This is a genomic window from Nonomuraea longicatena, from assembly GCF_039525605.1.
GTDB classification, from domain to species: domain Bacteria; phylum Actinomycetota; class Actinomycetes; order Streptosporangiales; family Streptosporangiaceae; genus Nonomuraea; species Nonomuraea longicatena.
The window spans coordinates 68,128-83,164 of sequence record NZ_BAAAHQ010000012.1 but is presented as its reverse complement, the minus strand read 5'-3'; the positions used below and the strand labels follow the sequence as shown (position 1 = coordinate 83,164).

The window sequence follows — 15,037 nt, the reverse complement described above, 5'->3', positions numbered from 1 at the left end:
AGGAGTGTGTCACTCGTCCCCGGTGAGTGAGAAGGAGCGCAGGCGCAGGCCCGTCCACACGACCGCGCCGACCGTGACGACCACCAGCGCGGGTACGGCGAAGCCCAGCGACACGTCCGCCTCGAAGAAGGGCGAGGTGGACACCTCGTCGGCGATGGCCTTGGCCCACTGCTGCACGGAGAAGTCGCGCGCCCCGGTGACGAACTGGCCGACGAGCCCCTCCCAGACCAGTGCGTAGATGACGCCGATGGTGACGGCGTGGCGGGTGAGGACGCCGAGCAGCAGGAAGATCGCCGCGTAGGCGATGCCGCCGAACAGGGTGCCGAGGGCGAAGCCGGGCGCGATGCCGTCCTCGTTGCGGAGCAGGAGCCAGCCCGCGACGTAGGTGGGGACGGTGGCGAACAGCACCATGAGCGAGGCGGCGACGAGGAACTTCGTCTGCGCGATCACCGGCCGGGAGATCGGCTTGGACATCAGGTGGATGATCGTGCCGTCGTCGATCTCGGGGGCGATGACGCCGGTGCCCGCGATGAGGCCGAGCAGCGGGAGCATGGTGCCGACGGCGAAGGTCTCCATCAGCAGGACCAGGGTGCGCTGGTCGGTGTTGCCGGTCAGGCGCAGCATGACGGCCAGTGCGATGAGCGCCAGCGGCAGCAGGAGGAGCAGCAGGATGCGGCGCCTGCCGAGAAGCGCCCGGTAGGTGATGCCGGCGACGACGGTGTTCACTAGGCGCTCCGGTTGATCAGGTAGGAGAAGACGCTCTCCAGGTCCTCGTCGGCGGGGGAGACCTGGTGCAGGTGGATGCCCTCGGCGCGGGCGACGCGGGGCAGCAGCCAGGTGAAGCGCCGGAACTCGAGCGCCTGGACCTCCAGTCCGTCCGGGCCGAGGCTGACGCCGCCGGAGGAGCCGTCGACGATGAGCGCGGCGGCCAGGCGCCGGTCGTCGCTGGAGCGGATGCGGAACAGGTGGGGGCGGTCGGTCATGAGCCGCCTGATCTGGCGGAAGTCGCCGGAGGCGGCGTGGCGGCCGGCGACGAGGACCTCGATGTGCTGGGCGACCCGTTCGACCTCTTCGAGGATGTGCGAGCTGAACAGGATCGTCTTGCCTTCGGCGCCCATCGTGCGGATGAGGTCCATGAGGTGCAGGCGCTGGCGGGGGTCCATGCCGTTGAAGGGCTCGTCGAGCAGGAGGACGCCGGGTTCGTGGACGAGTGCCGCGGCGACCTTGACGCGCTGGCGCATGCCTTTGGAGTACGTCTCGACGCGCCGGTCCTTGGGGCCGGTCATGTCGACGGTGGCCAGGGCGCGTTCGGCGGCCGCGGCGGGGTCGGGCAGGTTGTGGAGGCGGGCGGCCGACAGGACGAACTGCCAGCCGGTGAGGAATCCGTAGACGCCCTCCCGCTCCGGAACCAAACCGATATTTCGGTAGATGCGGTGGTTCTTCCAGATCCGCTGGCCGTCGAGGGTGACCGTACCGCCTGAGGGGGCCAGGAAGCCCGCCATCATGTGCAGCAGCGTGGACTTGCCCGCGCCGTTCGGGCCGAGCAGGCCCGTCACCCCCGGCCGGATCGTCATCGTGACGTCGTTGACCGCCACCACGTTGCCGTACCAGCGCGAGACCTGGGCGAGTTCGACGTTCACTGGGCGGCCGCCTTCCGGTAGCGGGCCGTGAGCACGCCGATCGCCAGGGCCAGCAGCGCCAGCACGATCAGGGCCGGGGCGGGGCCTGCGGGGTAGCCGCCCTCGGAGTTGGGCGTGGTGCCGAACAGCGACACCTGCAGGGCGTCCACGAGCCAGAAGGGGTTGAGCAGCCAGGCCCACCTGGCGGCCGCGTCCTCGCCCATGGACGTCAGCGTGGCGTAGACGATCGGCACGGCGGCCAGCGTGAGCAGGTAGACGGCCATCACCGAGGCCACGCCGAGGCCCCTGCGCGGCGTCAGCGAGGCCAGCGCCAGACCGAACGTCGACACCAGCAGCGCCAGCACCAGGGCCATCGCCATCGCGCCGAGATACTCCTCGGTGCTGGGCGGGCCGGGCAGGTCGATCAGCAGCTCGCCGACGTACATGATCGTGAGCGGCACCGCGACGATCGCGAAGACCGCCACCGTCATCGCGCTCACCTTGGCCGCGATGTACTCGGGCACGCTCACCGGCCGGGACAGGTACAGCGGAAGCACCCGGTGCCGGAGGTCGGGCGCCACGGCGGTGGGCGCCTGCGAGGCCAGGAAGATCGCGACGACCGCCTGCATGACGACCGCGAAGGAGCTGTAGGACATGGCGCGCTGCTGGATCAGCGCCATCATCGCGATCGACACCACGGCGGGCAGGACCATGATGGTGGCGAGCAGGAACGGCATGATCTTGCTGCGTGCCGGGCGGCCGAGTCCGAAGATCCCCCGCAGGCTGTGGACGGCCAGTGCGCGGGCGGAGTGGCCGCGCCCGAGCCGGGGCCCCTCGTAGTGGCGGTACCCGATGTCGTAGATCTCAGACACCGGCCTCCTCCTCCCTGAAGACGTCCTCGATGCGGTGGCGGGCCTGTTCGAGCCTGATCAGGCACAGGTCGAGGTCGACGGCGGCGTCGCGGATCGCGTCGAACGTCTGCGGCCCGGTGACTCCCACGAGCAGCGTACGGCCGTGCCGGCTGACCTTGAGGCCCGCTGCGAGCAGGCGCTCGGCCAGCGGCTCCGTGCCCTCCTCGACCTCGACGGTGACGCTCTGGGTGGCCTGCGTGAACTCCGTGATCGCCGACGAGCGCAGCAGCCGCCCGCCGTCGATCACGATCACGTGGTCGCAGACGCGTTCGAGCTCGCCGAGCAGGTGGCTGGTGACCAGCACGCTGATGCCGAACTCGGTGCCGATGCGGCGGATGAGATGGAGCATCTCGTCGCGTCCGCGCGGGTCGAGGCCGTTGGTGGGCTCGTCCAGGAAGATCAGCTTTGGGTCGTGGGCGAGCGCCTGCGCGAGCTTGACTCGCTGCTTCATACCGGTGGAGTAACCACCGATCGGCCGGTAGCGCTCCTCCGCCAGCCCCACGTGGCGCAGCACGTCGGCGGCCCGTTCCCGGGCGGCGGTTCGCGGCAGGCCGGACATGCGGGCCAGGTGGACGACGAACTCGGTGGCGGACACGTCGGGCGGCAGACACTCGTGCTCGGGCATGTAGCCGACGAGGCGCCGGATGCGCTCGCCCTGCGTGCCCACGTCGAGGTCGAGCACCCTGGCGGTGCCCGAGGACGGCGGGAGCAAACCGAGCATGATCTTGATCAGTGTCGACTTGCCCGCGCCGTTGGCCCCGACCAGGCCGGTGACTCCGGGTCCGACGCCGACCGTGAGGCTGTCGAGGGCCGTCACGGTGGGGAAGCGCTTGGTCAGCCCCTCGGTGGCGAGGATGTGCATGAGCGGGACACTACCGCCCGGTTTCGGGCCAGGTCGTCGTTCATGAGGAGGAAGAGCGTCCTACCTGAGGCCAGAGTTTGCGCTGGAGTACCAGGGTCGCGGTTCCCGCGACGACCATCCCGGCGATGTTCAGGGCGAGCTGGGCGACCGAGCCGGAGACCTCGCCCCAGTCGCGCAGCGCCAGCGCGACCGCCATGTAGCCGGCGGCGGGGACGGTGGTCACCGAGATGAAGACGCCGACCAGCGAGGCCGACTTGCCCGCCGTGATCGACAGCACGCCCGCCGCGCCCGCGAGCATCGCCACGAGGAACGACCAGCGGTCGGGCAGGACGATGAACCGCACCTCCTCGTTGATCTGGAGGTTCGCGATGGTGATCCAGTCGAGCCAGGCGGCGACCACCGCGCAGACGTAGGTGATCGCGATGGCGAAGGTGAAGCCCGTGATCAGGGTGCGCAGCGACTCGACGACCAGGCGGCCACGGTGGTGCATGAGGCCGAAGCAGATGGCGGCCACGGCGCCGAACTCGGGGCCGAGCACCATCGCGCCGACGATGAGGATGGGCGAGTTCTGCAGCACGCCGATGCCCGCCAGCAGGGTGGCGATGGTCAGGAAGGCCAGATAGGCCCAGGTGATCCGGCAGTCGTTGTAGACCTTGCGGGTGAGGTCCGCCCAGACGACGGCGTCGTCCGGTTCGCCCGGTGCCTCCTCGACCGCCTCCTCCGCGACGCGCGACAGCGCCAGGTCCACGTTCTCGACGGCGATCGAGCCCGCCTCCTCCAGCCACTTCAGGCGGCCGAGGACCTCGTTGGCGGCCTCGCGGGCCAGGTCGCAGAGAACCACGTCGCCCGCAGGCTGGCGGGCGGCGCCGGGCACCACGACGACGTTGGTGACGCCGGCGCAGAAGTCCAGCGCCGCGAGGACCTCGTCGGTCCTCGCGGACGGGGTGATCATTCGCAGGTGTAGCACGCGCCTATTGTCGGCTATCGGACATTGATGGTCTGTTGACAGGGCCGCGGCAGGCTGTGGTGTATGACGTACGACACCTGTCACTCGGACGGCGAGCACTGCTGGTTCTCCGACATCGACGACCAGGGCTGCCAGGGCCGGTTCGGGGCCTATGTGATGGAGGAGGCGGCCGTGGTCACGTCCGCCGCAGCCGTACCCGCCTGACGGAGTGGTCGGCGTCCTTCTGCAGGACGAGGTCGGCGCGGCCGCGGGTGGGGGCGATGTTCTCGACGAGGTTGCGCTCGTTGATGTCGCGCCAGACCTCGACGGCGAAGGCGGTGGCCTCCTCGTGCGACAGCTCGGCGATGTACTTGAAGTACGACTTGGGGTCTTCGAAGGCGGTGCGGCGGAGCTGGTGGAAGCGCTCGACGTACCAGGTGCGGACGTCCTCGACCTTGGCGTCGACGTAGATGGAGAAGTCGAAGTAGTCGTTGACGGCCAGGGCGGTGGGCGGGGCGGGCTGGAGGACGTTGAGCCCTTCGATGATCAAGATATCCGGATTTTTGATGATTTGCCGGGCGCCGGGGACTATGTCGTATTCGAGATGGCTGTAGATGGGGGCGGCCACCTCGGGGACGCCCGCCTTCACCTCCGCCACGAACCTGACCAGGGCACGGCGGTCGTAGCTCTCGGGGAAGCCCTTGCGATGCATGATGCCCCGGGACTCCAGGACCGCGTTCGGGTGGAGGAAGCTGTCGGTGGTGATCAGCTCGACGTGCGGGTGCTCGGGCCAGCGGGCCAGCAGGGTGTGCAGGAGGCGGGCGGTGGTGGACTTGCCGACGGCGACGCTGCCCGCGATGCCGAGAATGTAGGGGACGTGCTTCTCGGGGTGGCCGAGGAAGGCGCTCAGGACGCTGCTGCGCTGCTTGGAGCCGGTGTAGTGCAGGTTGAGGAGACGGGTGAGAGGGAGGTAGATGTCGGTGACCTCGGTCAGGTCGATGGGGTCCTCGACGCCACGGAGGCCTTCCAGCTCGTCTGCGGTGAGAGTCAAGGGCGTGTTCTTGCGGAGCTCGCTCCACTGCTCCCTGCTCAGTTCCACGTAGCCGTTGTTCACTCTTGGCAGCGTAGCGACGCGCCCCCCGTCGCCTTCCGTCAGGGGCTTTCTCCTTCTCTTCATGATGGCTCAGGCGGTCTCTTCGTTACGGCCCAGCCTGCGCCCCCGCCGCCCGCCGCCCCGCGCTGACGGCCTCTCCGTGCGCCACTCGCCCGCTCCCGGCTCCCCACCGCCACGCCGCACGGTCACCCCCACTCCCGCTCACCCCCTCCTCTCCACACGACACCTCAAGCTCCTCCTCGCGCGGGCGCGGCGAGTAGCCGCTCTTGCGCCGGTGCGGTGAGGAGCCCGGCGGCGGTGATCGGCGCAACCCCTACGGCGCCGCAGGGCGGGCGTGGAAGAAGGCCGACAGTGCGGCGTGGCGGCGAGAAGGCGGCGCGGCCGAATGGCGCGCGGAGAGGCCGTCAGCGCGCGGCGGTGGGCGGTGGGGGCGCAGGCTGGGCCGTAACGGAAAAGCAGGGTGAGTTGCGGCAGAGAGCAGGCCGGGACGGGACAGCTGATGGGGTTTGTGGGGCGGCGGGGAGAAAGCCGGGAAACGGGGGTCTAGCCTGGGAGGATGATATTGGGCGTGGGGGTGGACGTCGTCGACGTCGAGCGGTTTCGGGAGGCGCTGGAGCGCACGCCCGGCCTCAAGGCCAGGCTCTTCACCGACGAGGAGGCCGACGGGCGAGCCGTGCACTCACTGGCGGCCCGGTTCGCCGCCAAGGAGGCCGTCGCCAAGGCGCTCGGGGCGCCCAGCGGCCTGTCGCACCTCGACGCCGAGGTCCGCTGCGACGAGAACGGCCGGCCTGAACTCCGCATCACCGGCAAGGCCGCCGACTACGCCTACGGCCTCGGCGTCAAACGATGGCACGTCTCCCTCAGCCACGACGCCGGCCTGGCGATCGCCTACGTGATCGCGGAGGGTTAGATGCCGACCTCCTGCACCACCGACTCACGGAGGGCTGCATGCTGACCACCCGCACCGCCCGTACGGCCCGCACCGCCTGCACCGTCGGCTCGCGGAGGGCTGGATGCTGACCGCCTACACCGCCGACCAGGTGCGCGATGCCGAGCGGGAGCTGATGGCGCGCGTCCCCGAGGGGTCTCTCATGCAGATCGCGGCCACCGGCCTGGCCGCCGTGTGCGCGCGGCTGCTCCCCAGCGTGTACGGCGCCCGCGTCGCCCTCCTCGTCGGCAGCGGCGACAACGGCGGCGACGCCCTGTACGCGGGCGCCCGCCTGGCCGCGCGCGGAGCCAGGGTCGAGGCCGTCCTCGCAGGCTCCAGAACCCACGAGGCGGGCCTGGCGGCCCTGCTGGAGCACGGCGGCCGGATCGCCGACGAGAGCGCCCTCGACGCCGCGGACCTGATCGTCGACGGCCTGGTCGGCATCGGCGCGACGGGCGCGCTGCGCGAGCCGTACGCGGCGCTGGCCCGGCGGGCGGGCGAGGCGGACGCGCTCGTGGTGGCCGTGGACGTCCCGAGCGGCGTGGACGCCGGCACCGGCGAGGTCGCCGGCGCGGCCGTGCGCGCGCACGTCACGGTGACGATGGGCGCGTGCAAGACCGGCCTGCTCGTCGATCCGGGAGCCGGGTTCGCGGGTGCGCTGGAGTTCGTCGACATCGGCCTCGGCCCTCACCTGCCGGACGCCGACACTGGCGCCCTCACCGGCGCCGACGTGGCCGACCTGCTGCCGAGGCCGGTCGCCGAGTCGGACAAGTACCGCAGGGGCGTCGTCGGGATCGTCGCGGGCAGCGAGAGCTACACGGGCGCCGCGGTGCTGGCCGTCGGCGGTGCGCTGAGGGCGGGCGCGGGCATGGTCCGCTACGCGGGCACGTCGGCGCCGGTCGCCCAGGTGCGCGCCGCCTGGCCGGAGGCCGTCATCACCGAGCTGGACGGCCCCGACCTCGGCGGCGTGGGCCGCGTGCAGGCGTGGGTACTGGGGCCCGGCCTCGGCACCGGCGGGTTCGCCCGCGAGCTGGCCGCCCAGGTACTGGCGAGTGACGTCCCGGTGCTGGTGGACGCCGACGCGCTCACGCTCGCGGCGGGGGAGCGGGCGCTGCTGCGCCGTACCGCGCCGACGCTGATCACGCCGCACGCGGGCGAGCTGTCGCGGCTGATCGGGGTGCCCGGTGCGCGTATCGAGGCGGCCCGGCTGGAGCACGCCCGCAGGGCGGCGGCGGAGCTGGGCGTGACCGTGCTGCTCAAGGGCTCGACGACGGTGGTCGCCGAGGAGGACCGGCCGGTCAGGGTCAACAGGACGGGTACCCCGTGGCTGGCCACGGCGGGCACCGGCGACGTGCTGGCCGGGGTGGCGGGCGCGCTGCTGGCCCAGGGGCTGAGCTGCTACGACGCCGGCTCGTGCGCCGCCTACGTGCACGGCGTGGCCGGACGGCTGGCGGCGGACGGCGTCCCGCTCGTCACGACGGACGTGGTGGCGGCGATCCCCGAGGCCATCCGGTCTCTGGGCTGAAAGGGCTGGAACGGGCTGGAACCGGCTCGGGCACCCGGCTCAGCTGACAGACTGGAGAGATGACGTCTCCGGCCCAGGCCCGCATCGACCTCGCCGCGATCAGGCACAACATCGCCGTGCTCGCCGAGCACACGGGCGGTGTCCCCCTCATGGGCGCGGTCAAGGCGGACGCCTACGGCCACGGCCTGGTCCCGGTCTCGAAGGCGATCCTCGACGCGGGCGTGAGCCGCCTCGGCACCGCCACCCTGAGCGAGGGGCTGGCGCTGCGCGCGGCCGGCGTCACGGCCCCGGTGCTGTCATGGCTGCTGACCCCCGGCGAGGACTTCGCGCGGGCGCTGCGCGCCGACATCGAGCTGTCGGCGGCCGATCCCGGCCTCCTCGACGAGTTCGCCAAGGCCGCCCGCGAAACGGGTGTCACCGCCCGGGTGCACCTGGAGGCCGACACCGGCATGTCCAGGGGCGGGGCGCCGTCGGCCGCCTGGCCCGCACTCGTGTCCAGGGCGCTGGAGCTGCGCGCGGAGGGCGTGGTCGAGATCGTCGGCCTGTGGTCCCACTTCGCCTGCGCCGACATTCCCGGCCACCCGTCGATCGGGCTGCAGCTCGACGCCTTCGACGAGGCGCTGCGGCTGGCCGAGCGCGCGGGCGCGGCGGGCTCCCACGTGATCAGGCACCTCGCCAACTCGGCCGCGATCGTCACGCTGCCCAGGGCCCGCTACGACCTGGTGCGTCCGGGTCTGGCGATGTACGGGCTGAGCCCCATCCCCGAGCTCGGCGATTTCGGTCTGCGGCAGGCGATGACGCTGACCGCCCGGATCGCGCTGGCCAAGCGGGTTCCGGACAGCTCTGGAGTGTCCTATGGACACCTTTATGTCACAGATCGCGAGACGACGCTTGGTCTCGTCCCCCTCGGGTACGCCGACGGAATCCTCCGGCACGCGACGGGCCGGGTCGAGGTGCTGGCCGCCGGACGCCGCAGGGCCGTCGCGGGCCGGGTGTGCATGGACCAGTTCATGATCGACGTGGGCGACGACCCCCTCTCGGCCGGCGACGAGGTCATCCTGTTCGGGCCGGGTGAGAAGGGCGAGAGCACCCTGCAGGAGTGGGCCGACGGGCTCGGCACCATCACCCACGAGATCATCACGAAGATCGGCGCGCGGGTGCCCAGAGTGTACGAGGGGACATGACGACGACTACACGCCGCAAGGTCGGCATCGCCGGTGCGATCGTCGGCGCCGCCTCCGCAGGGGTCGCGGGGCTCGCCCTGGCCAAGCGGTACGCCGTCGGCCGCATCAGACTGCGCCCCGACCCCGAGGCCAGCGAGCCGTTCGGCGAACTGGGCGGCGCCGAGCACACCTTCACCACCTCCGACGGCGTCGACCTCCACGTACGGCTCGACGGCCCGCAGGACGCGCCGCTGACCGTCGTGCTGTGCCACGGCTACTGCCTCAACCTGGAGTCCTGGCACTACCAGTGGCGCGCACTGCGTGAGCACCACCGGCTCGTGCTGTGGGACCAGCGCTCCCACGGCCGCTCGCTGCGGGCCCCCGCCGACGACTGCACGATCGACCGGCTCGGCGACGACCTCGGCGAACTGCTGGACGCGTTCGTGCCCGGCCCGTGCGTGCTGGTCGGCCACTCCATGGGCGGCATGACGATCATGGCGCTCGCCGACCGTCGCCCCGAGCTGTTCGGCGAGCGGATCAAGGGCGTGTCGTTGCTGGCCACGAGCGCGGGCAAACTCGCCGAACTCACCCTCGGGCTGCCCGCGCTGTTCGCCAGGATGGTGCAGAAGGTCGCGCCGGGCACGGTGTCGATTCTCGGCAAGGGCGGCACACTGGTCGATCGCACCCGCCACGCGGGCAACGACATCGGCTTCCTCGTCACCCGTTTCTTCGGCTTCGGCGACTCCCGCAACGTCAGCCCCACCCTCGTCGACTTCGCCGAGTCGATGATCAGGGCCACGCCGACCGAGGTGTTCGCCAACTTCTACCCGGCGCTCATGAACCACGACAAGCTGTCGGCCCTCGACGTGCTCGACCCCGTGCCGACCGCGATCCTGGTGGGCGACAAAGACTGGCTCACCCCGCCGGAACACAGCAGGTCGATGGCGGAGGCGCTGCCGAAGGCGCAGTTCACCGAGGTGCCCGACACCTCGCACCTGATCCAGCTCGAACGGCCGGCCGTGGTCAACCGGGCGCTACGCGATCTGATCAAGCAGGTGGAGGGGTAGTGGAAAGGCTCGCGACGGCCGAGGAGATGCGCGCGTACGGGAGCCGGCTGGCCGCCCGGCTGCGTCCTGGCGATCTGGTCATCCTGTCCGGCCCGCTGGGCGCGGGCAAGACCACGCTGGTGCAGGGCATCGGCGAGGGGCTCAAGGTGCGCGGCCCGATCACCTCGCCCACGTTCGTCATCGCCCGCGTGCACCCGTCGCTGGGCGGCGGCCCGCCGCTGGTCCACGTCGACGCCTACCGCCTGGGCGGCGACCTGGAGGTCGACGACCTCGACCTGGACGCCTCGCTGGAGGAGTCCGTCACCGTGGTCGAGTGGGGCGAGGGCCTGGTCGAGGGCCTGGCGGAGGAGCGGCTGGAGATCCACATCGACCGCGAGGCGGGTGACGACGCCCGCGTGGTCACCCTGCGCGGAGTGGGCCGCCGGTGGGACGACACGCCGCCTGATCGCGTCGAAGAGTAAAACGCCGGAATCCGTCGGGCAACCCTGGCACCCTTGACGTGTATCGCTTTAGGCGTCAATCATGATCATTGGTCATGGCTTTCCCAGATTTCTGGGTATCAGGAGGGGTAGCGTCCGTCGTTTTCACGGATGCCACGGCATTAAGACGGCAAAGTGGGGTGCGGCGGTGCCTAGTGTCAGTCGAGTCGCGTGCGCGGGAGCCATCCTCATGATCGGCGTGGCCGGTTGTACGGCCGGCGCGTCCACCGACCCCACCACCTCACCGTCCGTGACCCAGACGGCCACCGGTTCGCCGGCCGCCAGCAGGCCGGACATCGAGGTCAACCTCAACCCCGACCGTGTCACCGCCGGGGAGACCTCGAAGGTATGGATCCTCGCCAACTGCCCGGTGCCGAGCGGCGGGCCGGCCCACACCGGCACGGCCGGCTCCAAGGCGTTCGTCTCCGGCGTCGCGCTCGACCCCGTGCCCGCGCCCACCCCGTCCGCCTCGCCGACCTCCACCGCCAAACCCGCCATCCCGTGGGTACGCGGCCGCGCCGAGGTGTCGGCCCGCGTCAAGCGCGGCACCTACACCGTCGAGGTCAAGTGCGAGGGCACCAACGACGTCGGCAGCGCCAAACTCCGCATCACCAAGGGCGAGGACGTGCCGGACGGCGTACCCACCAAGGCCCCCAAGGCAGGCGGCGGCGGCACGTTCGGGCAGGCCGCAGCCGAGGAGGATTCCTCCTTCCCGATCGTCCCCGCAGGCGCGCTGCTCGCCGTGGTGCTCGCCGGAGGCGTCGGGCTGGCGGTCAGACGGCGCAAGGGCTGAGATGGCGCGTACTGGACGGGTCGCGCTGGCGGGGGTGGCCACCGGTCTGGTGCTGGTCGTGTTCGGCAGGACGGCGGAGCAGTCGGCCGAGGCCGTCGTGCCCGAGAGCATCGGCATCCCGTCGATCGACGTGGACGCGCCGCTCATGGAACTCGGCGTCACCAAGGACGGCGAGGTCGAGTTACCGCCGTACGAGAAGCCCAAACTCGCGGGCTGGTTCAAGAACAGCGCCGTGCCGGGGGAGAAGGGCGCCTCCGTGATCATCGGGCACGTCGACACCAAGACCGCGCCCGCCGTCTTCTTCAAGCTCAGGCAACTGCGCAAGGGACAACGTGTCCGGGTCGAGCGCAGCGACGGCAAGGTCGTGGAGTACAAGGTCGACTCCGTCGAGCAGGTGCACAAGGACGACTTCCCGCTCAAACGCGTATACGTCGATGACGGGCTCAAACTCGTCACGTGCGGCGGGAAATTCGATTACGCCAAGGGCGAGTACGACGATAACGTCATCGTCTATGCCAGTAGAGCCTGAGGTCCCACCTGCGACGGGAGCCCGCGTCCCCTGGGAGGCGGTCCACCCGCCGGTCCGGGCCGCGATCGAGGACCGGCTCGGCGGGCGAATCGTCGAGGCCGTCACCCAGACCGGCGGATTCTCGCCTGCGGCGGCCGTACGCGTGCGGCTCGCCGACGGCGGGCGGGCCTTCGTCAAGGCCGTCGACTCGGCGACCAACAGTGAGTCCACGCGCATCTACCGCGACGAGATCAGGGCCGCCGCACTGCTCCCGGAATCGGTGCCCGCGCCCCGGCTGCTCGCCCACGTCGAACTCGACGGGTGGGTGGCGCTGGCCTTCGAGGACATCGAGGGCCGCCACCCCGTCCTGCCGTGGCGGCGCGACGAACTCGACCGTGTGCGCGACGTCCTGCGGCGCCTGGCCGCCGAGCACACCCCGGCGCCCGCCGGGCTGCCGCCGGTCAAGGACATCTTCGGCGCCGCCTTCCAGGGCTTTCGCCACCTCGCGGGCACCGGGCACGACGATCCCTGGGTGGTGCGCCACCTCGACAAGCTGGTCGCCCTGGAGAGCGAGTGGGGCGAGGCGGCGGCCGGTGACGCCCTCGTCCACGCCGACGTGCGCGCCGACAACATCCTGTTCGCCGGTGACCGCGTCCACCTGGTCGACTGGCCGTACGCCTGCACGGGCGCGCCCTGGTTCGACCTCGTCGGCCTGCTGCCGTCCGTCGCCATGCAGGGCGGGCCGGAGCCCCACGAACTGCTCGACACCCTGGACCCGGCCGTCACCAGCGTGGTCGCCGCCCTCGCCGGGTTCTTCGCGTGGCAGGGTGGCCTGCCCGCTCCGCCCGGTCTGCCCACGCTCCGGCCGTTCCAGCGTGCGCAGGGTGTGGTGGCGATGCGCTGGCTTCGCCATCGGACCGGATGGGCATGAGCGCGGGCCGGTAGGCTAGACCGTCGTGCTGGTCCTGGCTTTCGACACCGCGACACCCGCCGTCACCGCCGCTCTCCACGACGGCGACCGCGTGCTGGCCGAGTCGACCACGGTCGACGCCCGCCGCCACGGCGAACTGCTCGTCCCCACGATCCAACGGGTGCTGGCCGAGGCCCGCGTCACCCTGCGCGAGGTCACCACCGTCGTCGCGGGCACCGGTCCCGGCCCCTACACCGGGCTGCGCGTCGGGCTGATGACCGCGCAGGGGCTCGGCGCCTCGCTCGGCCTGCCCGACGTGTACGGCATCTGCACCCTCGACGCCGTCGCCTACGGCAGCGGCCGCACCACGCCCTTCCTGGTGGCCACCGACGCGCGGCGCAAGGAGGTCTTCTGGGCCCGTTACGCCGACCTGCGCACCCGCGTCGCCGGGCCGTTCGTGGACAAGCCCGCCGACGTGCCCGTCGAAGGGCTGCCGGTGGCCGGGCCCGACCTGTATCCGGACGTGCTCGGGGCGGCGGTGGCGCCGCCGTACCCGCTGGCCGGGTTTCTGGCCGCCCTGGCGGCCGAGCGGATCGCGGCGGGGACGCCGCTAGACGAGCCCCGCCCGATCTACCTGCGGCGGCCCGACGCGAGCGAGCCCAAGCCGCCCAAGAAGGTGACGGCGTGAGACTGCGCCGGATGACCGAGGCCGATCTGCCCGAGGTCATGGCGATCGAGCGGGCGACGTTCCCGCTCGACGCGTGGAGTGAGGGCATGATGCGCGGCGAACTCGGCGACCAGCCCCGTACCCGGCACTACGTCGTCGCCGTGGACGAGGGCGCGATCGTCGGCTACGCGGGGCTCGCCGCCGCGGGCGACCAGGCCGACGTGCAGACCATCGCCGTGCTCGCCGGCCACCAGAGCCGGGGCATCGGCGGCGCGATGCTCACCGAACTGCTCGGCGAGGCGCGCAGGCGCGGCGCCAGGGAGATCTTCCTGGAGGTGCGCGCGGACAACCCCCGCGCCAGGGCGGTGTACGAGAGGTTCGCGTTCGAGGAGATCGGCGTCCGCCGCCGCTACTACGACGACGGCACCGACGCGGTCATGATGAGAAGGAAGCTGGATGGCTGACAAGGACGAGCCCCTGGTCCTGGGCATCGAGACCTCGTGTGACGAGACCGGGGTCGGCATCGTGCGCGGGCACACACTGCTCGCCAACACGATCGCCTCCAGCATGCACGAGCACGCCAGATTCGGCGGCGTGGTGCCGGAGGTCGCCTCCCGAGCGCATCTTGAGGCCATGACGCCGGTTGTGGAGGGTGCGCTCACCGAGGCCGGGCTGACGTTCGGCGACATCGACGCCGTCGCCGTCACGGCGGGCCCCGGCCTGGCCGGTGCGCTGCTCGTCGGCGTCGCCGCCGCAAAGTCGTACGCCCTCGGCCTCGGCGTCCCCCTCTACGGCGTCAACCACCTGGCCGCCCACGTCGCGGTAGACCAGCTCGAACACGGCCCCCTGCCCAAGCCGTGCATCGCGATGCTGGTCTCCGGCGGTCACTCCTCCCTGCTCCTGGTGCCGGACGTGGCCCAGGACGTGATCTCCCTGGGCTCCACCGTCGACGACGCGGCCGGTGAGGCTTTCGACAAGGTCGCGCGCGTCCTCGGCCTGCCCTTCCCCGGTGGGCCGCACATCGACCGGGCCGCCCGCGAGGGCTCCGGCTCGGCCATCGCGTTCCCGCGTGGCAAGATGGACGACGGCACCCTCGACTTCTCCTTCTCGGGGCTGAAGACCGCCGTCGCCCGCTGGGTCGAGGCCCGCGAGTCGTCCGGGCAGTCGGTCCACGTCCCCGACGTGGCGGCCTCCTTCCAGGAGGCGGTGGTCGACGTGCTGACCCGCAAGGCGTTGCAGGCGTGCAAGAAGTACGACGTCAAGGACCTGCTGATCGGCGGCGGGGTGGCCGCCAACTCCCGGTTGCGCGCCCTGGCCCAGGAGCGTTGTGACCGGGCGGGGGTACGGCTGCGCGTGCCCAGGCCGGGGCTGTGCACCGACAACGGGGCCATGGTGGCGGCCCTGGGCTCCGACCTGGTGGCGGCGGGTGTCACGCCGTCCCCGCTGGACATCCCCGCGGACTCCTCGCTGCCGGTCACCACTGTCTACATGTGACCCTCGTTTGAGGGTTCTGGGCTGTATACGCGGATAAAGCGCGGAAAAGTG

18 protein-coding genes are annotated in these 15,037 nt (G+C 71.4%); 12 read left to right on the top strand and 6 right to left on the bottom strand.

The annotated features are described in order from the left end of the window. Positions 1-9 precede the first annotated feature (9 nt). The 5 genes from ABD120_RS14500 to ABD120_RS14480 are packed head-to-tail and all read right to left on the bottom strand — an operon-like array spanning position 10 to position 4,359. Positions 10-726, bottom strand: coding sequence for an ABC transporter permease (locus tag ABD120_RS14500; RefSeq protein ID WP_343950375.1), 717 nt, complete (start codon positions 724-726; stop codon positions 10-12). Continuing rightward, positions 726-1,640, bottom strand: a complete 915-nt coding sequence (locus ABD120_RS14495; RefSeq protein WP_343950374.1) for an ABC transporter ATP-binding protein — start codon at positions 1,638-1,640, stop codon at positions 726-728. Before ABD120_RS14495 ends, ABD120_RS14500 begins: the two co-directional genes overlap by 1 nt. Beyond that, positions 1,637-2,491, bottom strand: a complete 855-nt coding sequence (locus ABD120_RS14490) for an ABC transporter permease (RefSeq protein ID WP_343950373.1) — start codon at positions 2,489-2,491, stop codon at positions 1,637-1,639. The genes ABD120_RS14495 and ABD120_RS14490 overlap by 4 nt, the downstream gene beginning before the upstream one ends. After that, complete coding sequence (locus tag ABD120_RS14485) at positions 2,484-3,392, bottom strand: ABC transporter ATP-binding protein (protein WP_343950372.1); 909 nt, start codon at positions 3,390-3,392, stop codon at positions 2,484-2,486. Before ABD120_RS14485 ends, ABD120_RS14490 begins: the two co-directional genes overlap by 8 nt. Positions 3,393-3,432: 40 nt before the next feature. Beyond that, entirely contained in the window at positions 3,433-4,359 is a 927-nt protein-coding gene (locus ABD120_RS14480) for a DUF389 domain-containing protein (RefSeq protein ID WP_343950371.1), read from the bottom strand. 63 nt (positions 4,360-4,422) lie between these two features. Between ABD120_RS14480 and ABD120_RS14475 the strand changes: the two genes are divergently transcribed. Beyond that, positions 4,423-4,563 (top strand): hypothetical protein, encoded by a 141-nt coding sequence (locus tag ABD120_RS14475; protein WP_343950370.1) that lies wholly within the window; start codon positions 4,423-4,425, stop codon positions 4,561-4,563. Here the strand turns inward: ABD120_RS14475 and coaA are convergent. Continuing rightward, positions 4,535-5,437: a type I pantothenate kinase gene (gene coaA / locus ABD120_RS14470; protein WP_343950420.1), complete on the bottom strand. Its 903-nt coding sequence runs from the start codon at positions 5,435-5,437 to the stop codon at positions 4,535-4,537. The genes ABD120_RS14475 and coaA overlap by 29 nt on opposite strands. Before the next feature lie 571 nt (positions 5,438-6,008). On the opposite strand from coaA, the gene ABD120_RS14465 reads away from it, so the two are divergent. The 11 genes from ABD120_RS14465 (at position 6,009) to tsaD (ending at position 14,986) form a co-directional block, all read left to right on the top strand. After that, positions 6,009-6,362 (top strand): holo-ACP synthase, encoded by a 354-nt coding sequence (locus ABD120_RS14465; RefSeq protein WP_343950369.1) that lies wholly within the window; start codon positions 6,009-6,011, stop codon positions 6,360-6,362. 103 nt (positions 6,363-6,465) lie between these two features. After that, positions 6,466-7,905: an NAD(P)H-hydrate dehydratase gene (locus tag ABD120_RS14460; RefSeq protein WP_343950368.1), complete on the top strand. Its 1,440-nt coding sequence runs from the start codon at positions 6,466-6,468 to the stop codon at positions 7,903-7,905. 59 nt (positions 7,906-7,964) lie between these two features. After that, entirely contained in the window at positions 7,965-9,089 is a 1,125-nt protein-coding gene (alr, locus tag ABD120_RS14455; protein ID WP_343950367.1) for an alanine racemase, read from the top strand. Then, positions 9,086-10,135, top strand: a complete 1,050-nt coding sequence (locus ABD120_RS14450) for an alpha/beta fold hydrolase (protein WP_343950366.1) — start codon at positions 9,086-9,088, stop codon at positions 10,133-10,135. Before alr ends, ABD120_RS14450 begins: the two co-directional genes overlap by 4 nt. Continuing rightward, entirely contained in the window at positions 10,135-10,596 is a 462-nt protein-coding gene (gene tsaE, locus ABD120_RS14445; protein ID WP_343950365.1) for a tRNA (adenosine(37)-N6)-threonylcarbamoyltransferase complex ATPase subunit type 1 TsaE, read from the top strand. The genes ABD120_RS14450 and tsaE overlap by 1 nt, the downstream gene beginning before the upstream one ends. A gap of 208 nt (positions 10,597-10,804) precedes the next feature. Then, positions 10,805-11,407 carry a hypothetical protein gene (locus ABD120_RS14440; protein WP_343950364.1) on the top strand — a complete coding sequence of 201 codons (603 nt, stop codon included), beginning with the start codon at positions 10,805-10,807 and terminating at the stop codon, positions 11,405-11,407. 1 nt (position 11,408) lies between these two features. Further along, entirely contained in the window at positions 11,409-11,936 is a 528-nt protein-coding gene (locus ABD120_RS14435) for a class F sortase (RefSeq protein WP_343950363.1), read from the top strand. Next, the gene (locus tag ABD120_RS14430; protein WP_343950362.1) at positions 11,920-12,846 is read left to right on the top strand and encodes an aminoglycoside phosphotransferase family protein; all 927 of its coding nucleotides are present in this window, start codon (positions 11,920-11,922) and stop codon (positions 12,844-12,846) included. The genes ABD120_RS14435 and ABD120_RS14430 overlap by 17 nt, the downstream gene beginning before the upstream one ends. Positions 12,847-12,871: 25 nt before the next feature. Continuing rightward, entirely contained in the window at positions 12,872-13,513 is a 642-nt protein-coding gene (gene tsaB, locus ABD120_RS14425) for a tRNA (adenosine(37)-N6)-threonylcarbamoyltransferase complex dimerization subunit type 1 TsaB (RefSeq protein WP_343950361.1), read from the top strand. A gap of 11 nt (positions 13,514-13,524) precedes the next feature. Then, positions 13,525-13,956: a ribosomal protein S18-alanine N-acetyltransferase gene (gene rimI / locus ABD120_RS14420; RefSeq protein WP_343950419.1), complete on the top strand. Its 432-nt coding sequence runs from the start codon at positions 13,525-13,527 to the stop codon at positions 13,954-13,956. After that, entirely contained in the window at positions 13,949-14,986 is a 1,038-nt protein-coding gene (gene tsaD / locus ABD120_RS14415) for a tRNA (adenosine(37)-N6)-threonylcarbamoyltransferase complex transferase subunit TsaD (RefSeq protein WP_343950360.1), read from the top strand. The genes rimI and tsaD overlap by 8 nt, the downstream gene beginning before the upstream one ends. Positions 14,987-15,037 lie beyond the last annotated feature (51 nt).